The organism is Rhodanobacter sp. sgz306013, from assembly GCF_057031145.1.
On the sequence record NZ_JBXCIJ010000001.1, the window covers coordinates 593,947 to 620,177 of the forward strand.

The following is a 26,231-nucleotide window of genomic DNA, read 5'->3' on the forward strand; positions in this document are numbered from 1 at the left end:
GCCAGTGGCCAAGTTCCTGAGCTTGTTGAAGACCGGCTGGTTCATCACCTTGGTCGGTATCGTGCTGCTGGCGCTGCTGATCTGGCTGGGTGGCCCTTATCTCGGCATCGGCGCCTCGCAGCCGCTGGCCGGCGTGGCGGCACGCCTGTTGCTGATCGTGTTGATCGTGGTGGCGTGGCTGGCGATCCTGCAGATCCGCGCCTGGCGCGCGCGCGGCAAGGCGCAGCAGATGTCCGGCGAGCTGGCCGGACAGGGGGCGCAGCCCGGTGCCGGCGATCGCGACCAGCGCAGCGCGGCCGAGCGCAGCCAGCTGCAGGCGCGCTTCCAGGAGGCGGTGGACACGCTGCGCAAGACCCGCCGCGGCGGCAACCTCTATGCGCTGCCGTGGTACGTGGTGATCGGTCCGCCGGGCTCGGGCAAGAGCACCTTGCTGCAGAACTCCGGGCTCAACTTTCCGCTGTCCGAGCGCTTCGGCAAGGAGGCGCTGCGCGGCGTCGGCGGCACCCGCAACTGCGACTGGTGGTTTACCGAGGAAGCGGTGTTCCTCGACACAGCCGGCCGCTACACCATGCAGGATTCCGACCGCGACGCCGATGCCTCGGCATGGGCGGAGTTCCTGAAGCTGTTGCGCAAGTACCGCAGGCGCCGGCCGATCAACGGCGTGGTGATCGCGATGAGCATGTCCGACCTGCTGACGCTGGACGAGTCGGGGCTGGCGGAACACATCCAGGCGATCCGGCGCCGGCTGGACGAGCTGGCCACGCACCTGCGCATCGGCGTGCCGGTGTACCTCACCTTCACCAAGTGCGACCTGGTCGCAGGTTTCGGGGAGTTCTTCGACGACCTCAATCCCGAACTGCGCAGCCAGGTATGGGGCTTCTCGTTCCCGCTGCAGGAAACCATGGACGGCAGCGCCGCCAGGCGCTTCGGCGAGGAGTTCGACCTGCTGCTGCGCCAGCTGGACACGCGCATCCTCGATCGCCTGCACGCCGAACGCGACCGCAACCGGCGCGCGGCGATCCTGTCGTTCCCGCAGCAGCTGGCCGCCGTGCGCGAGATCGCGCGGCGCTTCGTGGAAGGCGTGTTCAGCGGAAACGCCTATGCCGCACAACCGCTGCTGCGCGGTGTCTACCTCACCTCGGGTACCCAGGAAGGCACGCCGATCGACCGCATGATGAGTGCGGTGGCGCGCACCTTCGGCGTGGACGCGGCGCAGCTGCACGTGCCCGGTGCGCAGCGGCGCACCTTCTTCGTCGAGCGTCTGCTGAAGGAAGTGCTGTTCGGCGAGTCGGGCTTCGCCGGCACCAACCCGGCGCTGGAGCGGCAGAAGGTGCTGCTGCAGGTCGCCTCCTACGCGGGCGTGCTGCTGCTGACCGTGCTGCTGCTGGCCGGCTTCGGCACCAGCTACGGGCGCAACCGCGCCTACCTCGCCCAAGTGCAGGCTGCGCTGCAGGGCTATCCGGCCACGAGCGACGTCGACGGAGCGACCACCCAGAAGGAGTACTTCGCGCGCGTGCTGGCCCGGCTGGAAGGCCTGTCCGCCGTGCAGGATGCGGCGAACAAGTACCGGGGCCAGGTGCCGGTGGGCATGCGCTTCGGCCTCTACCAGGGCAGCGCGGTGGGCGGGGAGGTGCACGACGCCTACTTGCGCGAGCTGAACGGCCTGCTGTTGCCGGGCGTGGCCGCGCAGTTCCGCAGCGGACTCACCGGCAACGCCGGCGATCCGCAGGCGCTGTACTACTACCTCAAGGGCTACCTGATGCTGGGTGAGCCGCAGCACCAGAACGCCGACGAGCTGGCCGCGCTTACCGACATCGAGTGGCGCAAGGTATTCCCAAGCGACACGGTGCTGCAGCAGGCGCTGGCGAAGCACTTCCACGCGCTGGTGGCCGAGCCGGGCCGGCTGCGCGCGCTGAGCCTGGACAAGACCCTGGTGGAGCAGGCGCGCAACACCTTGCGCACCGCCGACCTGCCCACCCTGATCTACGGCAACCTCAAGCTTGGCGCCGGCGGCGTGGACTATCCGCCGCTGCAGCTCGACAAGGCGCTGGGCCTCCTCGGCAACGTGTTCGTCCGCAAGAGCGGTGCGTCGCTGTCCGAGCCGATCCCCGCGCTGTACACCCAGCCGATGTTCCAGTACGAGGCGAGCAAGGGCGTCGCCCAGGCGGTCGACCAGTTCGCCAAGGACGACTGGGTGTTCGGCGCCACGCCGATCGACAGCCTGCAGAAGGCCCGCCTCGCGCAGCAGGTGCTGGCGCTGTACGAGCAGGACTACATCAAGGCCTGGGACGGCCTGCTCGCCGACCTGCAACTGCAGTCGGTCACCAGCATCCAGGACGCCAGCGCGATCGCCGCCAAGCTTGCCGGCCCCAGTTCGCCGCTGAAGGCACTGCTGAACACGGTGCGCGACAACACCAGCGACATGATGAAGGCGCCGCCGCAGGACGCCGGGGACAAGGCGCTGGCCGGCGCGCAGCAGGCGGCGGAGAAGAAGGCGGCGCAGAAGCTCACCCAGAACGCGCTGGCGCGTGCGCTGGCGGCCAGCGGCGGTGGCGCCGCCGCGACTGCGGCCGCGCCGCCGGGCGCGGCGATCAGCGCGCACTTCGCCACGCTCGACCAGTTGAGTGCCGGTGCGCCGGGCGCGGCGCCGATCGACCAGACCCTGCAGGTGCTCGACCAGCTGAGCAAGACGCTGCTGACCATGACCGATTTCAGCAACGCCGCAGGCCAGCCGAATCCGCAGTTGCTGCTGGCGCAGCAGCAGGCGTCGCAACTGCCGGCTCCGGTGTCCGGCTGGGTAGCCTCGCTCACCGGCAAGAGCGCCTCGCTGGTGGCCAGCGGCACCAAGGGGGCACTCGGCGACCAGTTCCAGCAAGCGGTGGGCAAGGATTGCGCCAGCTTCGTGCGGGGCCGCTATCCGTTCGCGCCGGACAGCCGCACCGACATCCCGCTGCAGAACTTCGGCGAGCTGTTCGGCAACGGCGGCAGCTTCGACACGTTCAACAAGCAGACCTTGTCCAAGCTGGTCGACGCCAGCGGCCGCAATTGGCAGTGGAAGACCGGTCCCGGCGCGGTGGCCGGTCCGCCCGGCATCCTGGCGCAGGCGCAGATGGCCGACGACATCCGCCAGATGTATTTCCGCAACGGCAACCAGCCCGAAGTGGATTTCACTGTGCAGGCGCCGCTGCTCGATCCCGGCATCGGCAAGCTGGAGTTCGACGTCGACGGGCAGAAATTCAGCTACCAGCCCGGCGGCGCCACCAGCATGGCGATGAAGTGGCCGGGCCCGCAGCCGGGCCACGTCACCGTGTCCGCCTGGGACAGCTCGGGCACCTTGCTCAGCACCTTCGACTATCAGGGCGACTGGGCGTTCTTCCGCGCACTGCAGGCCGCGCACCTGCAGAAGCAGTCGGACCTGAGCTTCCTCGCCAGCTTCAATTTCGGCGGCAAGACGGCGAAGCTGACCATCCAGGCCAGCAACCTGAAGAACCCGTTTCTCAACACCGAGGTGCAACGTTTCCGGTGCGGGGGGTGACCGCATGCCGAATCCGACAGGGGCGGGTTTTTTCGGCAAACTTCCCGGCACCGGCGACTTCGTGCAGCGCCGGTTGCCGGCATCCTTCGTGGACGTGTGGGACCGTCACTTCGAGCAGGCGGTAAGCGCCAGCCGCGCGCGGCTGGGCGACGACTGGCCGCAGGCGTGGCGCGAAGCCGCGGTGTGGCGCTTCCTGCTTGCGCCGGGCATCTGCGGCGATGGGGCGTGGGCCGGCGTGACGGGGGCGGCGACGGACCGGGTGGGGCGCAGCTTCCCGATGGTGATCGCCGCGCCGCTCGCGGATGAAGCTGCCGTCGAGGCGGCGTTGCGCAACGATGCCTGGTTCGCCGCCGCCGAACGCGCGCACCGCAAGGCGCAGGCGAGCGGCGAGGGCGTGGAGCCGTTCGATGCGCGCGTCGTCGCGCTGCCGGACCTGTCCGCCGCGGCGGCTGCCGTGGATGCCGTCGTGCCCCGGCTCGACTGGGGCAGCGCCGCCCTCTGGCGCCTGCCGTTGCCGCCGGTGGTGGACACGACCTTCCTGTCCGCGCTCTGGGCCGGGTTGTCGGCCTTGCCCGGGCACGCACTGTGGTGGACCACGGGCGCGCCGCGGATGCCGCCCGGCGTGATGGTCAGCCGCGGCCTGCCCGAGCCGGCCGCGCATGCCGGCATGCTCGACGCGGCCCACGCCGATGTGCCCTGGCAGAAGACGCTCGATGCCGTCACCGCGGCGCGCACGCCGCCCGCGCCTGCGGCGCCGCGGACCGCACCGGTGCCTGCGGCCGCGATGGCCGCCCCGACGCCGGTGCGCCTGCCGGACGACTTGTCCGAACTGTTTGCCGACCTCGCGCCTCATCTGGACGCGGTCGAACCCGGCGCGACCGAGACCACGCAGCGCGCCGCCGACGTGGGCGGCGCGCGCGTGCTGCACCGCTACGACTGCGCGTTGACCATGGTGGTGGCCGACGACGGCGAGCCGGATCCGCGGCGCCAGGCGGCCGCTGCCGTCAGCGAACTGATCGGCCGCTTCGTGCCCAGCGATTTCGTCGCCGGCATGCAGGCGCTGCGCACACGCCTGCTGGTGCTGCACACGCGCCTTCGGCAGCTGGCCGAGGACCATGCCGAACCGGTGCACGAGGATGGCGCGGTGATCGCCGTGCGCGTCACCGGGCGCTGGGCCGACCTGCTGCGCATCGGCACCGCAAGCGCCTGGCACTGGCGCGCAGGACAGCTGCATGCGCTGTTCGCCGCCGGCGGCGGCGAGTTGCCGGCCGATGGCGCGGGGCTGGGCGGCGAGCTGGACGACCTGCTGTTCAGCCGCACTTCGACGGTGGCACCGGGGCTGGGCGCACCCGCGCAGCCGATCTGCGACGAGATCGTCTGCGAGATCGACACCGGCGACCGCCTGCTGTTACTGGCTACCCGCAAGCTGGCCGAATTGCCGTCGTCGCTGCTGGCCGAGGCGCTGGCGCTGCCGTCGCCGCATGCCGCGTGCGCGCACATCGCCGCCGCGGCCGGGCTGGGAATCCACGCGGCCGGCTGGCCGCTGGCCGTGATCGAGGTGCAGCCATGACCCTGCATTACCTTTCCGCCGGGCGCACCGAGACCGGCAAGGTGCGACGGCACAACGAGGATTCGATCCTGCTGCGCGACGACGTCGGCCTGTGGGTGGTCGCCGACGGCCTCGGCGGCCACGCCGCGGGCGATTACGCCAGCCAGATGATCGTCGAGCGGCTCGGCGCGCTGCGGCGCACGGGCAGCGTGTTCGATTTCATCGAGGCCATCGAGGACTGCCTGCAGCAGATCAATGCCGACCTGATCGCCACCGCGCTGGAACGCGGCAGCGACATCATCGGTTCCACCGTGGTGCTGCTGGTGCACGACAAGGACTTCATGCTGTGCGGCTGGGTGGGCGACAGCCGAGCCTACTGCAACGAGGACGGCCAGCTGCGCCAGATCACCCGCGACCACGTGCACGGCATGAAGGACGACGTCACCCAGTTCGGCGGCGGCACGACATCGGCGCAGGCGGGTGCCGGCGTGCTGAGCCGTGCGGTGGGCGCCGAGGAGCGCCTGTTCATGGACTGGGTGGTGGCGAGCAACCGTCCCGGCACGCAGTTCCTGCTCTGTTCCGACGGCATCAACAAGGAGCTGGGCGACGAGGAACTGGACCGCGAATGCCGCCAGCTGCCTGACCCGTCGATGCTGCTGGCGCGCCTGTTCGACCTGTCGCTGCAGCGTGCCGCACGCGACAACATTTCCGCCGTGATCGTGCGGCTGCAGGATTGATGGCGGGGTCGCGTCGATGACGGCTCTCCACCGGTTGCTCGACGACTTCAACGCCCGGCGGCTCACCCTGCCGGGGCTGTTCGACGCGCTCGGTGCACGCGGAGCGACCAGCGCGGATGAGCACCGCGCCGAGCTGGAGCAGGTCGAGGCGATGGCGGCCGACGGCCGGCTGGACCCGGCGGTCGCCAAGGCGGTGGCCGCGAGGCTGCGCACGCTGCAGGCGCCGGTCGACGGCGGGGGCGCCCGGGTGCGCGTCGAAGCGTATCCCGCCGACGTGCCGGACGGTGCCGAAGTCACCCGGGTGGAGCCGGCGTCGCGGTCCGTGCGGCCGCTTGCCGAGGACGCCACGCGGGTGGCGCCCGTTGCCACGACGCCCACGGGTGCGTCGACCGGCGGGGCCACCGGCGCACAGCCGACCGCTTCCGCCGGCAGCTTCAACCGGACCGATCTGGAGCGGATGGTGGCTGCGGATGCCGAGGTCGCCGCCGTCGGCATGCTGCTGAAGGGGCGCTTCCTGCTCGAACGCGAGATCGGTCGCGGCGGCATGGGCGTGGTCTACCTCGCCCGCGACGAACGCAAGGTGGAGGCCCGTGACCGCGACCCCTACGTGGCGGTGAAGGTGCTGAACGACGAGTTCCGCCGCCATCCCGATTCGCTGATCGCGCTGCAGCGCGAGTCGCGCCGCGCACAGCTGCTGGCACACGACAACATCCTGCGCGTGTTCGATTTCGACAAGGACCGCACCATCGTCTTCATGACGATGGAATACGTCGACGGCACGGACCTGCGCACGCTGATCCGCGAGCGTGCCTACCACGGCCTGCCACTGGCGGAGGCGCGACCGTTGATCACCGGCATGGCCCATGCGCTGCAGCGCGCGCACGCGGCCGGCATCGTGCACTCGGACTTCAAGCCCGGCAACGTGATGGTGACGCGCGATGGCGTGCCCAAGGTGTTCGACTTTGGCATCGCACGGGCGGCCAAGCGGCTGGGCGAAGCCACCGGCGAGGAGACAGTGTTCGACGCCGGCACGCTGGGTGCGCTGACGCCTGCCTACGCCAGCCTGGAGATGACCCGGGGCAGGGAGCCGTCGCCGAGCGACGACATCTATGCGCTGGGCTGCGTGGCGTTCGAGCTGCTCACCGGCAAGCACCCGTTCGACAAGGTGAGCGCCGAGGTCGCACTGAAGGAGGCACGCAAGCCGCCGCCGGTGCCGGGACTGACGCGGCGCCAGTACAAGGCGCTGTGCGACAGCGTGGCGTTCCACGCCGGGCAGCGGCTGAAGAACGTCGAGGCGCTGGTCGAGGGTCTGCGCGAGATCCGCCTGCGCGAACGCGCCGGCCGACCGCTGGCCTATGCGCTGGCCGCCGTCCTGCTGTTGCTGGCCGGCGGCTGGTTCGCGCTCGGCCAGTGGCGCGTCCGGCAGATGGCCGAGGTCGTCGCCGGCTTCCAGCCCGGTGCTGCCCATCGCTACGCGAACGAGACCCTGGCATTCGCCGCGCTGGCCGGCCTGGGCGACGACGGGCGACGGCAGCTGATGCTGGCGCACGGCGACCTGGTGCAGTCCTACCTGCTCGAGCGCGTGGATGCGTACTGGGACCCGGCCCACGGCCGGCGCGACTACGCCGCGGCCAGCCGGGTCTTCGCCTTGCCCGCGCAACTGCACCTGTTCCTGCCGCAGCTGGAGCTTAGGCGCCTCGCGGTGGACAAGGAAAAGCACGACCTCGACCAGCCCAAGCCGGTGGCGAGGCCGGCCGGCCCACCGCGTCCGCTGGTGGTCGCGGCCGTGGCGTCGCCGCCGCCGGCGACGGCGCAGCCCGGGCCCGCGGAACGCCCGGATGCCGATGCAACACGGATGCGCAAGGTGGTGGAAGAGCTGTTGCGGGAAGGCCGGCAAAACTACGCGCAACAGAAGTATTCCGCGGCGATTGCCAATGCCAAGGCTGCGCTGCAGATTGCCCCCGGGGACACGGGGGCCAGGCAATTGCTGCAACGCGCGCAGCAGGCGCAGCAGCGGGCGATGAGCAACATCACGATCAATTGAAGGAGGTGTTGTCATGCATGCACACGAAATTCGGGGCGTGGGACTTCCGGCGATGGCGATCGCGGTGATCCTGCTCGGCGGCTGTGCTGACATGGGCGGTCTCGGCACGCCGGGCGCGGCCACTGCGAATCCCGGTGCCAGCGCCAGCGCCGGAAGCACGGCGGCGCAGGAGTGCAATCCGGTGGTGACCGGCGCCATCGGCGCGCTCGCCGGATCGCTGTTTGGCAAGGGCAAGGGGCACCTGGCGGGCGCGGCGATCGGCGCCGGCGTCGGCGCGTTCGCCTGCATGGCCTACAACTACCACAGCCGGCGGGTCCGCGACGCGCAGGCGGTGGAAGCGCAGTACCGGCGCCAGCGCGGTGCCTTGCCGGCCGTCAACACGGTCGATTCCTACCAGAGCGCGCTGGTTCCCGGCGGCACGGTCCAGGCCGGCGGCACGGTGGAGATGCAGTCGCACGTCACGCTGCTGCGCGGCGTGCACGACGTGCCCCCCCAGCTGAAGGAACAGCTGACCCTGTACTCACCCGACGGCAAGCAGCTGGCCACCGCCACCAAGGACGTCGACGCGATCAACGGCACCGGCGAGTACGAGAGCAGCTTCGGTTTCAACCTGCCCAAGGGCATCCAGGAAGGCCGTTACTCGATGAGCTCCACGCTGTACATGGACGGCCAGAAAGTGCGCACCAACCAGGTCCCCATGCTGGTGGTCGGCTGATGCCGGCGACATGCACCAGGCCCGGCAAATCCTCTGCAGCGACGCATCCGCCACGATGCCGTGATTCCGCGGCCGAAAGGAAAGACTGTTTCCCATGAGATCCATCGCTGAACTGATTGCCGACTACCAGGCCAAGCGGCTCACCTTGCCCGGGCTGTTCGAGGCGCTGGCCGCACGCGGTGCGCTGCCGGACGACGTCATGCGCGACGAGCAGGCCCTGCTCGAGGCGATGGCGGCCGATGACCGGATCGAACCGACGCTGGCACGTGCGCTCGCCGCGAAGCTGCGCAGCCTGCAGCCGGCCGCGCCGGCGCCCGCAACGCCGCCGGCACCGGCGGACGAGGACGTGACGAAGGTACAGGTGTCCGGCCGCCGCGCCGCGCCGCCGCCGGATGCCGAGATGACCATGGTGCAGCCGGCCTCGCGGCCGCCGGCGCCGGCGGGCGAGGCGGACGCCACCGTGGTCGCGCCCGCCTCGCGGCCTGCAGCGGCCGATGCGCCGCAGGCCACCGCCGTCACCGGTACCCAGGGCACCGGTTCCAGCAGCAGTTTCAATCGCACCAGCTGGGAAAAGATGGCCGCGGCCGAAGGCGGCGACTACGCCACCGTGGGCATGTTGCTGAAGGGGCGCTTCCTGCTCGAACGCGAGATCGGCCGCGGCGGCATGGGCGTGGTCTACCTCGCCCGCGACGAACGCAAGGTGGAGGCGCGCGACCGCGACCCCTACGTGGCGGTGAAGGTGCTGAACGACGAGTTCCGCCGCCATCCCGATTCGCTGATCGCGCTGCAGCGCGAGTCGCGCCGCGCGCAACTGCTGGCGCACGACAACATCGTGCGCGTCTACGACTTCGACAAGGACCGCACCATCGTCTTCATGACGATGGAGTATATCGACGGCACGGACCTGCGCACGCTGATCCGCGAGCGTGCGTACCACGGCCTGTCGCTGGTCGAGGCGCGGCCGTTGATCGAAGGCATGGGCTGGGCGCTGAAGCGCGCGCACGCGGCCGGCATCGTGCACTCGGACTTCAAGCCCGGCAACGTGATGGTGACGCGCGATGGCGTGCCCAAGGTGTTCGACTTCGGCATCGCCCGCGCAGGCAAGCACCTCAGCGAGGCCACCGGCGAGGAGACAGTGTTCGACGCCGGCACGCTGGGTGCGCTGACGCCCGCCTACGCCAGCCTGGAGATGATCCAGGGCAAGGAGCCCTCGCCGAGCGACGACATCTATGCACTGGGCTGCGTGGCGTTCGAGCTGCTCACCGGCAAGCATCCCTTCGACAAGGTGAGCGCCGAGGTCGCGCTCAAAGAAGGACGCAAGCCGCCGCCGGTACCGGGCCTGACGCGGCGCCAGTACAAGGCGTTGTGCGACAGCGTGGAGTTCCGCGCCGAACAGCGGCTGCAGACGGCGGGTGCGCTCATCGACGGCCTGCGCGAGATCGGCCTGCGTGAGCGGCTGGTGCCGTGGCTGGGCTACGGCGCGGTCGCCGCCGTGGTGATCGCCGGCGGTACCTGGGGCACGATCAGCTACCTGCACCAGCATCACCTGTCGCAGGTGATAGCGCGCTTCGCGGCCGGCAACCCGCACCACTACGCGAACGAGAACCAGGCAATGCAGGCGCTGGACGGCCTCAACGAGGATGACCGCAAGCGGCTCGTGCTGGACCAGGGCGAGGCGATCCAGAACTTCCTGCTCGCGCGCATCGATGCCTACTGGGATCCGGCGCAGGGCCGCTACGACTTCCCGGGCGCCCAGCACGTGTTCCAGCTGCGCGACCAGCTGAAGCTGTACTCGCCCAAGCTGGATGCCCGCCGCACCGCGGTGACCCAGCAGAAGAACGACCTGCTCAACACGCTGGACACTGAGCTGTCGCAGCGCATCGCCGCCGGCGCGATCTTCGAGAGCCAGCCGGACAACGCGCTGTCCACGCTGGACCGCATCCGCGCCATCGATCCAAACAGTGCGCTGTTGCACAACGCCGAGCTGGAGCTGAAGTACGACATCGCGATCGGACAGTCGCTGAGCGCCGACCTCACGGACGAGGCGCGCCGGCGGCTCGCCCTGGCCACGCGGCTGTTCCCGGATTCGACGCGGCTGAAGCAGCGCGCGGCGCAGCTGGCTGCGCTGGCCGTCCCCGTACCGGCTGCGCCTGCGGCGGCCGCGCCGGTGCAGAGCCTCACGCAGGCGCGCAGCGCGCTGGCCGCGCTGGTGGCGAGGCCCGAGTCGAGTGCCGGCTGGCAACAGTCGGTGGCAGGCGCGATGGCCGTGCTGCACAACGACCAGTCGCCGGAAACGCGCAAGCTGGTGGCGGCGCTGGGCACCGGCATCGCCGGTGCCGCGGGGCAGCAGACCGATCCGATGCACCTGCCGCAGGATCTGGCGCTGGTGAACTTCGGCCTGCAATACGCGCCGCAGTCGGCGCCGCTGCTTGCCCAGCGCGACAAGCTGGCCGCGCTGCAGAGCCAGGCGCAGGCCCAGCTCGACCAGGAGGCGGCGACCGCCGAGGTGGCCACGCGCATCGAATCGGTGCGGCGCGCGGCCGCTGCCGACGACAGCGCCAAGGCGCTGGAATCGCTGACCCGCATCCGCACCCTGCAGCCGGACAATCCCTTCCTCGCCAAGGAAGGTCCGCAACTGGTGGCCTCCGCCTATCTGGGCCAGGCCGACGACGCGTTCCAGCGCGGCAAGTACCAGGCCGCATCCGGCCTGCTGGCGCAGGGCCTGAAGGCGCTGGGCAACCGCGGCGACCTGCGCAATGCGCAGGCGCGCTACGAGCTTGCCGCCGCGCTGCTGAAGGCCAACGGCCAACCGCTCGCCGAGGCCGACTACCAGCGCCTGCGCAGCCAGCTGGCCGCCATCCGCAAGGCCGATGCGCAGGGCCTGGGCGCGCTGGAGTCCGAACTGAAGCAGCACGGCCACCTGGCGCAGGGCAGCCTGGCCGCCTTGCTGGATAGCCTCAAGCCAAGCGCCACGGCGACGGCAACGCCGACCGCCGCCGTACCCCTGCCGGCCGCGCCCACTGCACCAGCCGCCGCCGCGCCCGGCCACGCGCCGGCCGGGGCGCCGGCCACCAAGGCCACCCCGGGCACCGCCGCCACGCCCGTGGCCGCGGCGGCCGGCAATACGGCTCCGGCCGCCGCCGTCGCCGATCCCTGCGCGCGTCCTGGACTGGCCGGCAAGGGCCGCGCCTGCGTCGACACCCTGGGTGCCAGCGGCCGCGGACCAGCCCTGGTGGTGATACCCGGCAGCGGCGGCGGCAAACCGTATGCGATGTCGCGCACCGAGATCACGGTGAGCGAGTTCAACCGCTACTGCCGCGCCAGCCATGCCTGCGCCGGAGTGACCGACAGCGATGGCCAGCTGCCGGTGAGCAACATCAGCCTGGCCCAGGCCAGGGCCTACGCACAGTGGCTGAGCAGCGCCAGCGGCTATACCTACCGCCTGCCCAGCGACGCCGAGTGGATGCATGCAGCCCATGCCGGCGGCGGCTGGAAGCAGTCGCCGGACAGCAACTGCATCCCGCCCTCGTCCAGCGACGACGGCACCGCCGGGCCGATTTCCGCGCTGGGCCGCGAGCCCAATCCCTGGGGACTGGTGAACATGACCGGCAACGTCTGGGAATGGGTGACCAGCGGCGGCGGCGTGATAGTGCGCGGCGGCAGCTACAACAGCTACTGGTCCGATTGCACGGTGGACAGCCATCGGAGCGACAATGGCAGCGCGCAGAAGGATGTCGGGTTCCGGGTGCTGCGGGAGCTGAAATGAGCGAACGGGAACGACGGGTCAACCAGGGGCTGCGTGTCCTCGACGAGGCCCACTACAGCGGGCGGATCAACCGCGAGGAATACCGCAAGCGGCGCCGCCAGCTGCTCGGCTCACTGTGCGACAGCCATGGCATCACTGCCCGCAATACCTTGCGTACCCGGATCACTCAGCAGGGCGGGCGGCCGACCCACGCGGCGGCCGCGCCGGCCGAATCGCTGCCGGCGCCCTTCGCCGCCCGGTACGCCGTAGCCTGGAAGCCGCTGCTGGCCTTCGTCCTCGGCCTGGTGCTGTGCGCGCTGCTGCTGTACTGGCTGCTGCGCGCGAATTGAGGCCTGTTCCGCAACTCGCGCATCCGGTCCGCGTGGCGTGACCGGAAAAGTCGGCGTTTTGCGCATTTGAATATCAAGGGATGCTCTGGTCTACCCCAGTGCAGGCGTCACCGGTCTGTCTGTCCGCAGCCCGCAGGCGCGTCGTCGAAGGCAGGCTGGTTGCCTGTCGGGGCGGCGGGCCGACGGGATGCGGTCGGACAGACCGGCCTCAACTTCTTGAACGCAAATGACGAGGTGATGCCCAGAGGGTCCGCATATCGCCGCGCGCGTCTTGCCCAGACCACCCGTCTGGACTGCGCCACGCACGACCATCTGCGAACCCTCTGGGCATCATGCCGCCTGCGCTGGGGTTGACCAGAGCATCCCCGGGACGGTCTGGTTTCGATGATCGTGGATCCGGGCCGGAGGCGGCCCGGCGCCCGCCACCGAGCCTGCATGGCCGAACCACGGGATGGCAGGGGCGTCAACGGCGCCCGTGCATGTGCGTCATCGATCATGAAGGGGAATGCCGTGCGCAGGGTCTGTCTGGCAGCAGCGTTGGCGCTGGTCCTGGGGACCGGGGAGGCATGGGCGCAGGCGGCCGGGGGAACTCCGCCGCAGATCCTCGTCAGCGGCGTGCCGGCTGCGGCGGGAGCGACCGCGCAGTCCGCGGTGCAGGGCATCATCGACCGCGAATACCAGCAGACGCTGGCGGCGGACGGCCATCCCGCCGCCCTGACCGCGGTGCAGCTGCAGGCCCTGGCCGACCGGATCACCCTGGCCTTGCACAAGGCCGGCTACCCGAACGCGCACGCCTACCTGCCCGACCAAGTGGTGGCCTACACCGTGCATGGGGCGGCGTCCGCCGGCCAGGCTGCCGTCGCCGCGGCGGTGCCGACGCCGACGGTTGGCGCGCTGCCGGCCGCGGCGCCGGCGGCGCCCTCCGACCGGGTGGTGCCGCCACTCAAGGATCGCGATGTCGGCAGCGCGCAGACGCAGCAGATTGCGGTGAGCGGCTTCCACGTGGAGGGCGTGGGCGAGCACAAGGATGCCGGCATCACGCCGGCCAGCATGCAGGCGCTGGCGGACGCGCAGTTCGGCAAGCTCGGCGGCGGCGCCGGGCAGCCGGCGAAGCTCGGCTTCGACCAACTGCAGGGCGTGGCCGACGCGATCACCCAGCGCTACCGCAAGGCCGGTTTCATCGTGGCCACCGCCTTCCTGCCGGCGCAGACAGTCGGCGACGACCGCATCTTGCGCATCCAGGTGCTGGAGGGGAAGATCGGCAAGATCATCGTCAAGGGCACCCGGCGCTACCACCCGGGCGTGATCGCGGCGCCGGCGGAGAAGCTGCGCGGCAAGGCGCTGCAGAAGGGCGACGTGGATACGGCGCTGCTGTATGACCGCGACCTGCCGGGCGTGTCGGTGACCTCCACCTTCCAGCCGGGCGAACAGACCGGCGCCACCGACCTCATCATGGTCGCGCGCGAGGCACCGCGGCCGTTCACCGTCACGCTGGGCGCGAACAACTACGGCACCGCGCTCACCGGGCGCTATCGCGCCGAGGCGGGCATCACCTGGAACAGCCCGCTGGGCATCGGCGACAGCCTCGCCGCCAACGTGAACTACGCGCTGGACCCCAGCCAGAACGTCTACGGATCGCTGGTCTACCGCGCGCCCACCGTGGTGGTGCCCGGCCTCAGCGCGGTGGCGGGAGCCACCCGCAGCGAGCTGCAGATCAATTCCGGCCAGTTCGCCAAGCTCCAGGTGAAGGGGCCGAGCTCCTCGTATTTCACCGGGGCCGACTGGAAATTCGTCAACACCGACGACCTGAAGCTGCTCGGCTCGCTGCACTACATCCGCGAAGAGTCGAAGCTGAAGCTGGGCGGCTTCGACTTCCCGCTGTCCGACGAACGCTTCGACGTGGCCGAGCTGGGTTTCGGCATGGAACACACCGACAAGCGCTTCCACGGCGTGGACCTCCTGCAGGTGGCCGTGCGCAAGTCGATCAGCGACGACTCGAAGCAGCCAGACCTGGTCAGCCCCGACCATGCGAGCAGCTTCCTGTCCGAGCGGATCAGCTATACCCGCCTGCAATTCCTCACCCGCACCCAGCGCCTGTACTTCAAGTTCAATGGGCAATACAGCAACGACGTGCTGGCGCCGCTGGAGCAGTTCGCGATCGGCGGCCCGGACAGCGTGCGGGCCTACCCGATCGCCGACGCGCTGAGCGCGCGCGGCTACTACACCTCGCTGGAATACCACGTCGACGCACCGGGCTTCAGCAACAAGGCGTCGCCGTTCCACGGCCGGCCGTGGCGCGAGCTGCTGGAAGTGGAAACCTTCCTCGACTACGCGCGCGGCTTCCCGGTGGCGAAAGAACGCGCCAGCGGCCTCGCGCCGGTGACCTACAGCGGTGCGGGCGCCGGCTTCATCTTCCGCCTGCCGTACTGGCACCACCTCGAATTCCATCTCGACGGCGCGGTGCCGCTGGGCAGCCAGAAGGCCTCCGACGACCACGGTTACCACCTGTACGCGCGTTTCGGCCTCACGTTCTGATGCACCACGATTCGGACGGACAACGACCATGAACACGACTTCCCGCACCACCCAGCGCACGTCCCGCCGGTCGGCGGCGTCGGCGACGGCGACGGCCCTGCCGCGGCTGCGGCAGCAGCGGCTGGCGCTCAGCCTGGCGGTGGCACTCGGTTCGATGTCGTTCTGCGGCGGCGCACTGGCGGCCGCGGCCGGCGGCGTGGCGCCCGGCAGCACGCCGATCGGCGGCGTGGTGGTCGGCGGTTCCGGTTCGATCACGCAGAACGGCGTGAATACCGTGATCAACCAGAACTCGGCGCTGCTGGCGCTGAACTGGCAGAGCTTCAACCTGGGCAAGGACGCCACGGTGCTGTTCAACCAGCCCTCGTTCAACGCAGTGGCGCTCAACCGCATCCTCGACCAGAACCCCAGCCAGATCTTCGGCCACATCAACTCCAACGGCCAGGTGTTCCTGATCAACACCCACGGCATCATCTTCGGCAGCAGCGCGCAGTTGAACGTGGGCGGCCTGGTCGCGAGCACGCTGGACCTCACGCCCAACGACTTCCTCTCGAACCACTTCAATCTCGACGCGCACGGCGGCAGCGCCGGCGTCGTCAACCACGGCACCATCCAGGCGGCCAGCGGCGGTTCGGTGAGCCTGGTCGCCGGCAAGGTCGAGAACGACGGCCTGATCGTGGCGAACTACGGCCGCATCAACCTCGACGGCGCCGACAAGGCCGTGCTGGATTTCGACGGCGACGGCCTCATCAGCGTGCAGGTCACCGGCGCCCTGCAGCAGCGATTGAGCACAGACGAAACCGCAGTGGCGAACAAGGGCGCCCTGCGGAGCGACAGCGGCACGGTGGTGCTGCAGGCCTCGGCCGCGAAGGACCTGTTCACCAACTTGGTCAACAACAGCGGCGTGATCGACGCCCACGGCATCAGCACCGACGGCGGCGTGGTGCGCCTGGTCGCCAGCGGCGGCAACACCGCCAGCAGCGGCAGCATCGATGCCAGTGGCGTGCACGGTGGCAGCGTGCAGCTGCTGTCCGACCACGACGTGGGCGTGGACGGCAGCGTGGATGCTTCCGGCACGCTGGGTGGCGGCAGCATCCGCGTGGGTGGCGGTGCGGGCGGCGGCGAAGGCCTGATGCAAGCAGCCGACACCACGGTGGCCGCAGGGTCGGTCTTGAACGCCGACGCCACGCGGGCAGGCAATGGCGGCTCCATCGCCGTTTGGGGCAACCAGGCCAGCACCATCGCGGGACACTTCAGCGCCCGCGGTGGCGCCCTGGGTGGCAACGGCGGCGGCGTCGAGACTTCGGGCGGACACGTCCACGTCGCCGACGGCACCCTGGTCAACACGCTGGCGCCGCGCGGGCAGAGCGGCGACTGGCTGATCGACCCGGAGGATTTCACCATCGCCGCCAGCGGCGGAGACATCACCGGCGCCACGCTGGGCACCAACCTGGCGGCCGGCAATGTCACGCTGCAGTCGTATCAGGGGACGAAGAACGCCGGCGGCACCGGCAGCATAAACGTCGACGACAACGTGAGCTGGAGCGCCAACACGCTCACGCTCACCGCGGCCGACAACATCAATATCAATGCGCTGGTGACGGCCAGCGGAACGGCTGGCCTGACGCTGAATCCCGCGACCACGAACGGCACCGGGGCAAGCAAGGAAAACGCCGTTGCCGGCGGCACCACCCTCATCGGCAGCGGTGGCAGCCTGTCGCTTGCGGGTACCGGCGCCATGTCGATCGGCAGCCTGACCGACAACGGCACGTTCGACATCTCGGGCACCAGCAGCGGGGCGACGGCCACGAGCCTGGCGGGCAGCGGCACAGTGAACCTGGGCGGCAACGCGTTGACGTTGAGCAACGCCAGTTCCTCGGACACGTTCAGCGGTGCCATCGGCGGCTCCGGCGGCAGCCTGGTGTTGACGGCAGGCACGGAAAACCTGACCGGTGCGAACACGTACACCGGTGGCACGACGATCAACGGCGGCACATTGGCGGTCGCCTCGGACGGCGCACTGGGCGCGACCTCCGGCGGCGTGACGATCAACGGCGGCACGCTGGAGAACACGGCGGCGTTCAGCACCAGCCGCGCGATCGCGCTGGGTGCGGGCGGCGGCACGCTGCAGACCGACGCCGCGCTCACGGCGTCGGGCGTCATCGGCGGCGCCAGTGGCAGCCTGACCAAGACCGGCACGGGTACGCTGACCTTGAGCGGTACCAACAGCTACGGCGGCGGCACGACGGTGGATGCTGGCACGCTGGCGGTCGCGGCTGACGGCAATCTGGGCGCGGCCAGCGGCGGCATCGCGCTCAACGGGGGCGTACTGGAGAACACGGCGGCGTTCAGCACCAGCCGCGCGATCGCGCTGGGTGCGGCTGGCGGCACGCTGCAGACCGATGCCGCGCTCACGGCATCGGGCGTCATCAGCGGCGCGACCGGCGGCCTGACCAAGACCGGCGCGGGCACGTTGACCTTGAGTGGCACCAACACCTACGGCGGCGGCACGACGGTAAACGCCGGCGTGCTGGCGGTCACGGCGGACAACAACCTGGGGGCGAGCAGCGGTGGCCTCACGCTCGACGGCGGCACGCTGGAGAACACGGCGTCGTTCACCACCAGCCGGGCGATCGCACTGGGGACAAACGGCGGGACGCTGCAGAACGACAGCGGCACCACCCTGACCCTGGCCAATGCGGTCAGCGGCAGCGGAAGTCTCACGCAGACAGGTGCGGGCAAGCTTGCCCTGGGGGCCGACGTCACCACCAGCGGGAGCCAGACCTACAACGGCGCAGTGGAGCTGGGGGCGAACGTGACCCTTGCCAGCACCGGCAACGGCGCCATCGACTTTGCCTCGACGGTGGACGGTGCGTATGCGCTGACGGTGAACACCGGGGGCGTCACCACGTTCGGCGGCGCGGTCGGCGGCACGACGGCGCTGGCCAGCCTGACCACGGACGCGGCCGGCAGCACCTCGCTGGGCGGCAACGTCACCACGACGGGTACGCAGACCTACAACGATTCGTTGACGCTGAACAATGCAGCGACGACGCTGTCCGGCAGCACGGTGAGCCTCAACGCCGGCGTCGGCGGCAGCAGTGCATTGAGCATCGTCGGCGGCGCCGGCGGCGGCAACGCCGTGCTGAAGGGCAGTTCGACGCTGTCCAGCCTGTCGGTGGGCGGCACCACCTCCATGCAGGGCTCGGTGACCACCGCCGGGGTGCAGTCCTATACCGGCGCGGTGACGCTGACCGGCAGCTCCACCTTGGTCAGCAACGGAACCGGTGCCAACGGCGCCATCAGCTTCGGTTCACTGATGGACGGCAGCGCGAGCCTCGGGATCACCAGCAGCAACGGCAGCGTCAGCTTCGGCCAGCTTGTCGGCAGCCTCACCCCGCTGGGTTCGCTGACCGTGAATGCCGGCAGCATCAGCCTGGCGAACAACGTCAGCACTTCGGGCACCCAGGGCTATACCGGCGCGCTGAGTTTCGTGAGTGCCAGCACGACGCTTGCGGGCAGCACGGTGACGCTGCACAGCGCGCTCAACCAATCCGCCGAAAACCTCACGATCACCGGCTATGGCGTCTTCGACAGCACCGCGGATCTCGCCTCGCTGAGCGTTTCCGGCGGCACCTCGTTGAACGGCAACATCAGCACCGCCGGCACGCAGGCCTATGGCGGTGCGGTGGCGCTCGGCAGCGACGTCGTGCTGGCGAGCAGCGGGACGGGCGTCAACGGCGCGGTCGATTTCTCCTCGACTGTGGACGGTGCGCACGCGTTGATGGTGAACACCGCCGGGGTCACCACCTTCGGCGGCGCGGTGGGTGGCACGACAGCGTTGACCAGCCTGACCACGGACGCCGCCGGCAGCACTGTGCTGGGTGCCAACACCAGGACGACCGGCGCGCAGACCTACAACGATGCGGTGGCGTTGGGTGGCGACGCGACGCTGACCAGCACGGGCAATGGCGCGATCGACTTCGCCTCGACACTGGACGGTGCGCACAACCTGGCGGTGAACACCGGCGGCGTCACCACCTTCGGCGGCGCGGTGGGTGGCACGACAGCGTTGACCAGTCTGACGACGGACGCCGCCGGCAGCACGACGCTGGGCGGCAACGTCAACACGACCGGTGCGCAGACCTACAACGACGCGGTGACGCTGGGCGCCGACGCGACGCTGGCGAGCACGGGCAGCGGTGCGGTCGGCTTCGCCTCGACGGTGAACGGCGCGCACAATCTGGCGGTGAACACCGGCGGCGTCACCACCTTCGGTGGCGTAGTGGGCGGCACGGCGGCGCTGAGCAGCTTGACGACGGACGCGGCCGGCAGCACGACGCTCGGCGGCAACGTCAACACGACCGGTGCGCAGACCTACAACGATGCGGTGCTGCTGGGCAGTGACCTGACGCTGGCCAGCACGGGCGGCGGCGCGATCGGCTTCGCCACCACGCTGGACGGTGCGCACCAGCTCACGGTGAACACCGGTGGCGCGCTTACCTTCGGCGGTACGGTGGGCGGCGGCAGCGTACTTGCGGGTATCACCACGACCAGCGGCACGTTCAGCGCAAATGCGCTGAACGTCGGCTCCAGCGGCTTGCTGGTGACCACGACCGGCGGCGCGATCATGCAGGGTGGCGCGTTCAGCGTGGCCGGCGCCTCCAACTTCAAGGCTGGCACCAGCGCCATCACGCTGACCAATACCGGCAACCAGTTCCACGGCACGGTGGATCTCACCGGCGGCACCACACAGATCACCAACAGCGGCGCACTGACGCTGGGCTCGCTGGGCACCGGTGCGCTGACCGCGATCAGCCTCGGCGGCGGCGTGAACCTCGGGCAGGGTACGGTGGGCGGCGCGCTGGTCGCCACGGCCGCTGGCGACATCACCGAAACGGGCGCGCTGGGCGTGACGGGCACCTCCAGCTTCACGGTGACCGGCGGCCAACACGGCATCCTGCTGAACACGGTCGCCGCGCCGAACAATTTCGGCGGCCAGACGGTCACCGTGAACGCCAGCGGCGGCGGCAGCATCGGCACGCTCAGCCTGGCCGACAGCAACGCCGCGGCGCTGTTCCCGACCCTCACGGTCGCGCCGACCAACCTGGTGCTGGACTACACCGCGGCGGCCATCGCCGTGACATCGCCGCTGACGCTGGGCGGCACCCTCGACCTGACCGCCGGCGGCGGCATCGTGCTGAACGGCGGCGTGAACACGGGCGGCACGCAGACTTACCGCAGCGCGGTGCTGCTGGGTGGCGCCAGCACGCTGACGGCCAACAACGGCGACGTGAGCTTCTCCGGGACAGTGGACAACGCGACGAGCGGTACGCCGGAAGCGCTGACGGTGAACGCCACCAACGGCCTCGTATCGTTCGGTGGCGTAGTGGGAGGCAGCAACGGCGCACTGGCTGGCCTGGCCACCAACAGCGGCTCGTTCAGCGCGAATGCCCTGAACATCGGCAGCGGCGGCCTTTCGGTGACGACCGCCACAGGCGGCATCACCCAAGGCACGGGCGTGTTCGCGGTGTCGGGGCCCTCGACCTTCAGTGCAGTGGGCCAGTCGATTAGCCTGACCAACAACAACGTTTTCGGCGGCACCGTCACGGCCAGCGGCACCGGTATTGCGATCACCGCAGCGGGCGACCTGATGATCGCCTCGCTGACCGACGGCACGAATGGTGCGCTGAGCCTGATAGCAGGCGGCAACCTCACCCTCTCGGGTGCGGCCATCGACACCGGTACCAGCGACCTGACCTTGTCTTCCGGCAGCACGCTGACGACCAGCAGCGACCTGAGCGGCGCCAACGTCTACCTCACCGGCAGCAACGGACTGAGCCTGGGCAGCAACGTCACGACGGCCGCCAATGGGACGCTCGGCCTCCACAGCAGCAATGGCTCGATCAGCCAGACTTCGGGCGTACTCACGGCGGGCACGCTGACCGGCAACTCAAGCGGCAGCACCACGCTGGGCGACCTCAACGCGGTCACCAATCTGGGCGCGTTCATTGCGAACGGCTTCAGCCTGACCAATGCGCAGGCGCTGGCGGTGGCCGCAGGCGACACGGTCAACGGCGGCAGCAGCACGACGCTGACGACGACGTCGGGTGGCCTGACGATCAACGGCACGGTGCAGGGCATGGCGACGACGCTGGTCTCGGCCAGTGCCATCAGTGAAGGTGCCGGCGGCGTGGTCGATGCGACGACGCTGGCGGGCAGCTCGACGGGCAGCACGACGCTGGGCGGCGCCAACGTAGTCACCAACCTGGGCAACTTCACCGCGAGCGGTTTCAGCCTGACGAATGCGCAGGCGCTGGCGGTGGCCGCAGGCGACACGGTCAACGGCGGCAGCAGCACGACGCTGACGACGACGTCGGGTGGCCTGACGGTCAACGGCACGGTGCAGGGCACGGCGACGACGCTGGTCTCGGCCGGTGCCATCAGTGAAGGTGCCGGCGGCGTGGTCGATGCGACGACGCTGGCGGGCAGCTCGACGGGCAGTACGACGCTGGGCGGCGCCAACGCGGTCACCAACCTGGGCAACTTCACCGCGAACGGTTTCAGCCTGACCAATGCGCAGGCACTGGCGGTGGCCGCAGGCGACACGGTCAACGGCGGCAGCAGCACGACGCTGACGACGACGTCGGGTGGCCTGACGGTCAACGGCACGGTGCAGGGCACGGCGACGACGCTGGTCTCGGCCGGTGCCATCAGTGAAGGTGCCGGCGGCGTGGTCGACGCGACGACGCTGGCGGGCAGCTCGACGGGCAGCACGACGCTGGGCGGCGCCAACGCGGTCACCAACCTGGGCAACTTGAGCGCGAACGGCTTCAGCCTGACGGATGCGCGTGCGCTGACGGTGGCTGCGGGTGCTGCGGTGGACGGCGGCACGGCCGGTACCACGCTGACGACGACAGGTGCAGGGAATGGCCTGACGATCAATGGCACGCTGGGCAACATCGGCGGCGCGACGGCGCTGGTTTCGGCCGGCGCGATCGGCGAAGGCGCGAATGGCGTGGTCAAGGCGGGCACGCTGAGCGGCAGTGCGACCGGCGACCTCACGCTGGGCGGCGCCAACCTCGTCGGCACGCTGGGCAGCGTCAGCGCCAAGGACATCTCCCTTGTGGACTCGCAGGCGCTGACCGTGGCGGGGCCGCTCGCGACGACCGGCGGCACCGGCAACGTCAGCCTGCGCACGACGGGCAGCGGCAATGTGCTGAGCGTCAACACCGCGCTGAGCGGGGGCGCCATCACGCTAGCTTCGGCCGGTGCGTTGACGGTGGGCAACAGCGTCACCGGCACGGCGGTGAGCCTCGGCGCGGCTGGCAACCTGGCCATCGATGCGGCGGTTAGCAGCGGCACAGGCACGACGACGCTGACGCAGACCGGCACCGGCGCGATCACCGAGGGAGCCGGCGGCACGATCAAGGCCGGCACGCTCAACGGCAGCTCGGCAGGTGCGACGACGCTGGGCAACGCCAACCTGATCGGCACGCTGGGGGCATTCGGCACGAACGGCTTGAGTCTGACGAACGCGCAGGCGCTGACGGTGGGCGGCGTGGTGAGCGGCGGCACCGGCACCGCGGCCATCCGCACCACGACAGGGGCGCTGACCGTGGGCAGCACCGTCAGCGGCAACGCGGTGACGCTGGCTGGCGCCAGCGGACTGGCGATCAACGCCGGGGTGAACAGCGGCGGCGGTACCACCACGCTGACTTCCGGCGGCACGATCGGCGAAGGCAGCGGCGGGACGATCACCGCCGGCACACTGGCCGGAAGCGCCAGTGGCGCGACCACGCTGGGCGGAGCCAACGCGATCGCGAACCTGGGCAACTTCAGCGCGAACGGTTTCAGCCTGACCAACGCGCAGGCGCTGACGGTGACCGGCGCGGTGGGCGGCGGCGCGGCTGGCGTCACGCTGGCCACCACCGGCGGCAACCTGACGGTGGATGGCAGCGTCAACAGCGGTAGCGGCACCACCACGCTGACTTCGGCCGGGGCCATTGGCGAAGGTAGCAGCGGCATCATCGCGGCCGGCACGCTGACCGGCAGCTCCGCCGGCGCGACCGCGCTGAACGGGGCGAACCAGATCGGCACGCTGGGCAGCTTCGGCGCGAACGGCTTCAGCCTGGCGAATGCGCAGGCACTGACGGTGGCCGGCACGGTGAACGGTGGCAGCGGTGCCACCGGCATCGCCACCACCGCAGGCACGCTCACCGTGTACGGCCGCGTTGCCGGCGGCTCGGTTGCACTGGGCGGGCAGGGCGGCCTCGGCATCAACGGCAGCGTGGACAGCGGCGCCGGCAGCACCGCGCTGAGTTCCGGCGGTGCGATCAGCGAAGGCAGCGGCGGCATCATCACCGCCGGCACGCTCACCGGCAGCGCCGGCGGCGCGACCACGCTGGGGGGCGCCAACGCGATCGCGAACCTGGGCAACTTCACGGCGAACGGGTTCAGCCTGGGCAACACGCAGGCGCTGACGGTGGGCGGCACGGTCAACGGCGGCAGCGGCGCGACCAGCCTCGCCACCACGACGGGCGCGCTCACCGTCAACGGCAGCGTCGCCGGCGGCGCGGTGAACCTCGATGGCAGCAGCGGCCTCACGATCAACGGCGGCGTGAACAGCGGCAGCGGCACCACCACGCTGGCCTCGGGCGGCGCGATCGGCGAGGGCGGCAACGGCGTCGTCACCGCGGGCACGCTGATCGGCAACGCCGCAGGCGCGGCCGCGCTGGACGGTGGCAACAGGGTCGGCAGCCTAGGCGGCTTCAGCGCGAACGGATTCAGCCTGGACAACGCGCAGGCGCTGACCGTGGCGGGCGCGGTGAACAGCGGCAACGGCGCCACCCGCATCACCACCACGGCAGGCGCGCTGACGGTCAACGGCAACGTCGCCGGCAGCGCCGTCGCCCTCAACGGCGGCAGCGGCCTGGCGATCAACGCCGGCGTGAACAGCGGCGGCGGCACGACCACGCTGCTCTCGGGCGGCGCCATCAGCGAAGGCGGCAACGGCGCGGTCACCGCGGGCATCCTGACCGGCCAGTCGACCGGCAGCACCACGCTGGACCCGGCGAACATGATCGGCACGCTGGGCAATTTCACGGCGAACGGTTTCACCCTGCTCAATGGCCAGGCGCTGACCGTCGCCGGCAGCGTCAACGGCGGCAGTGGCATCACGCTGCAGACCACCAGCGGCGGCGTGGCGATCGCCGGCGCCTTGTCCGCCCAGCTCGTCACGCTGCAATCCGCGGGCGCCATCGACGGCGGAACAGGCGGCAGCATCACCGCCGCCACGCTGACCGGCAGCGCGGCCGGCCCGACCACGCTGGGCTCGGCCACACAGTTCATGGGCAATCACGTCGGCACGCTGGGCGGCTTCTCCTCGCCGGCCGGTTTCAGCTTCACCGACGCGCAGACGCTGACGCTGGCTTCGGTGGGCGGCAGCGCGTACACGGTGAATGCCGGCACATCGCCGCTGTACCTGGGGGTGAGCGGCGGCGACCTGCTGCAGCAGGGCACCAACTGGACGTACGACGGCACCGGCACCTGGTCCTCGACCGGCCGCATCGGCACCGTCGCCGCGCCGATCTACGTCACCGGCGTGAGCGACCAGACGGTGGCCATGGTCGGCACGCCGCCGGCCTACTTCTACGCGGTGGACGCGCAGGGCAACCTGCTGCCGGTGGTCGGCGCGCCCAGCGTCAACGTGCCTACCTCTGCGCTGACCAGCCGCGCACAGAACGGCAACCATGGCGATGCCTACATCGACCCCAGCGTGATCAACGCCAACTACCGCTCGTTCGGCATCGTGCCGTCCGGCATCCTGCTGCCGGCCGACCAGCAGGCCTGCCAGCCCGGCCAGCCCGCATCGGCCGATTGCCCCGACAATGACTGAGCCGCGGCGGAGGTGGCGTCGTCCGCGCCTGTTGCCGGCGCTGGCGGGTTTCGGCCTGCTGCTGGCGGGTGGCGGCCGGGGAGCGCTGGCGCAGGATGCGGCGCGCCCCACCGGCGACTACGTGCTCGCGCAGCTCGATGTCGCGCGGCAGGCACTGGCGCAGCGCGCGACGCAGCAGCCGGATCCCGCCCTGGCCGAAGCCGGGCGACGGCTAGGGCAGATCGGCGATGCCCTGCGCCAGCGGCTGGGCGGCGCGACGGCGCAGCCCATCGAGATCCTCGGCGACAAGACCAAGGGCGCCGCGCTGCGTGCGGATGCCGCCGCGCAACGTACCCAGGCCTGGCTGAAGGCTTCGCCCGGTTGCCGCGGCAGCGACGCGAAGGCATTGGCGGCGGCGCTGGCGCTGGCCGTCGGACAGCTCGCCGCGGCGCCGGCCTCCGACAAACCTTCGCCGCCGGTGATCGACGCGGTGGAGACGACGGACCAGCAGCCGCTGTTCGTGATCCATCCCGCCCCGCAACCGCTGGCCTTCGCCATACTCGGCGCGAACCTGCTGGATGCGCAGTGCGCCAATCCCCAGGTGAGCCTGACCGATGCGCAGGGCAAGCCGGTCGACGCGCAACCCGTCATCACCGGCATCACGCCGCAGCGCATCGCGCTCAAGCTCGCCGGCACGGCCGGCCTGGCGCCGGGCGGTTACGTGTTGCACGTGGTGCCGCAGCGCAAGGCCTTCCTGGTGGGCTGCACGAAGCAGCCCGAGGCGGTGGCGACGCTGCAGGTGGCGGCGCCGCTGCACGTGGTCATCGACTATACGCTCAGCGCGACCTGCCGCGGACAGGGGCAGCTCACCCTGGGACACGGCAGCCTGCCGGCCATCGCGACGCAGGGCGCCACCGTGTCGCAGGCGATCGATGCGGCGGCCTGCACGAATCCCGAGAGCTACACGATCAGCGCCACCGCGCATTTCGGCGATGGCGACCAGGCCACGGTGGGGCCGCTCACGCAGCCGGCCGATGCCGGCATCACCGCCGGTCTGCCGGGCGGACTGACGCTGAGCTGGAACCCGGCCATCCACAGCCTGTTCGCGCGCGCCGCGGCGAACCTCTGCCGGGGCAGCGGCTGAAGC

Annotated in this window: 10 protein-coding genes; all 10 read left to right on the forward strand. The window is 70.5% G+C overall.

Annotation, left to right across the window (positions count from 1 at the left end):
* Nucleotides 1–4 precede the first annotated feature (4 nt).
* The 10 genes from tssM to AC2EWF_RS02800 all read left to right on the forward strand — a co-directional run bounded on the left by tssM (nt 5) and on the right by AC2EWF_RS02800 (nt 26,228).
* Nucleotides 5–3,535, forward strand: a complete 3,531-nt coding sequence (gene tssM / locus AC2EWF_RS02755) for a type VI secretion system membrane subunit TssM (RefSeq protein WP_483637822.1) — start codon at nt 5–7, stop codon at nt 3,533–3,535.
* A gap of 4 nt (nt 3,536–3,539) precedes the next feature.
* A complete protein-coding gene (tagF, locus tag AC2EWF_RS02760) occupies nt 3,540–5,105 on the forward strand; it encodes a type VI secretion system-associated protein TagF (RefSeq protein WP_483637823.1) in 1,566 nt (521 codons plus the stop codon).
* Nucleotides 5,102–5,821: a PP2C family protein-serine/threonine phosphatase gene (locus tag AC2EWF_RS02765; protein WP_483637824.1), complete on the forward strand. Its 720-nt coding sequence runs from the start codon at nt 5,102–5,104 to the stop codon at nt 5,819–5,821. Before tagF ends, AC2EWF_RS02765 begins: the two co-directional genes overlap by 4 nt.
* Nucleotides 5,822–5,972: 151 nt before the next feature.
* Nucleotides 5,973–7,865, forward strand: coding sequence for a protein kinase domain-containing protein (locus AC2EWF_RS02770; RefSeq protein WP_483638251.1), 1,893 nt, complete (start codon nt 5,973–5,975; stop codon nt 7,863–7,865).
* Between the two features lie 13 nt (nt 7,866–7,878).
* Nucleotides 7,879–8,580 (forward strand): hypothetical protein, encoded by a 702-nt coding sequence (locus AC2EWF_RS02775; protein WP_483637825.1) that lies wholly within the window; start codon nt 7,879–7,881, stop codon nt 8,578–8,580.
* Between the two features lie 94 nt (nt 8,581–8,674).
* Nucleotides 8,675–12,346, forward strand: coding sequence for a bifunctional serine/threonine-protein kinase/formylglycine-generating enzyme family protein (locus AC2EWF_RS02780; RefSeq protein ID WP_483637826.1), 3,672 nt, complete (start codon nt 8,675–8,677; stop codon nt 12,344–12,346).
* Nucleotides 12,343–12,675 (forward strand): hypothetical protein, encoded by a 333-nt coding sequence (locus AC2EWF_RS02785; protein ID WP_483637827.1) that lies wholly within the window; start codon nt 12,343–12,345, stop codon nt 12,673–12,675. The genes AC2EWF_RS02780 and AC2EWF_RS02785 overlap by 4 nt, the downstream gene beginning before the upstream one ends.
* A gap of 825 nt (nt 12,676–13,500) precedes the next feature.
* Entirely contained in the window at nt 13,501–15,210 is a 1,710-nt protein-coding gene (locus AC2EWF_RS02790) for a ShlB/FhaC/HecB family hemolysin secretion/activation protein (protein ID WP_483638252.1), read from the forward strand.
* 28 nt (nt 15,211–15,238) lie between these two features.
* Entirely contained in the window at nt 15,239–25,105 is a 9,867-nt protein-coding gene (locus AC2EWF_RS02795; protein ID WP_483637828.1) for a filamentous hemagglutinin N-terminal domain-containing protein, read from the forward strand.
* A complete protein-coding gene (locus tag AC2EWF_RS02800; RefSeq protein ID WP_483637829.1) occupies nt 25,098–26,228 on the forward strand; it encodes a hypothetical protein in 1,131 nt (376 codons plus the stop codon). Before AC2EWF_RS02795 ends, AC2EWF_RS02800 begins: the two co-directional genes overlap by 8 nt.
* The last annotated feature ends 3 nt before the right edge of the window (nt 26,229–26,231 follow it).

Coding starts and splice junctions, on each gene's coding strand:
- AC2EWF_RS02780 (WP_483637826.1), top strand. CDS start 8,675: ATGAGATCCATCGCTGAACTGATTGCCGACTACCAGGCCAAGCGGCTC.
- AC2EWF_RS02765 (WP_483637824.1), top strand. CDS start 5,102: ATGACCCTGCATTACCTTTCCGCCGGGCGCACCGAGACCGGCAAGGTG.
- AC2EWF_RS02795 (WP_483637828.1), top strand. CDS start 15,239: ATGAACACGACTTCCCGCACCACCCAGCGCACGTCCCGCCGGTCGGCG.
- AC2EWF_RS02800 (WP_483637829.1), top strand. CDS start 25,098: ATGACTGAGCCGCGGCGGAGGTGGCGTCGTCCGCGCCTGTTGCCGGCG.
- AC2EWF_RS02785 (WP_483637827.1), top strand. CDS start 12,343: ATGAGCGAACGGGAACGACGGGTCAACCAGGGGCTGCGTGTCCTCGAC.
- tagF (WP_483637823.1), top strand. CDS start 3,540: ATGCCGAATCCGACAGGGGCGGGTTTTTTCGGCAAACTTCCCGGCACC.
- AC2EWF_RS02770 (WP_483638251.1), top strand. CDS start 5,973: ATGGCGGCCGACGGCCGGCTGGACCCGGCGGTCGCCAAGGCGGTGGCC.
- AC2EWF_RS02775 (WP_483637825.1), top strand. CDS start 7,879: ATGCATGCACACGAAATTCGGGGCGTGGGACTTCCGGCGATGGCGATC.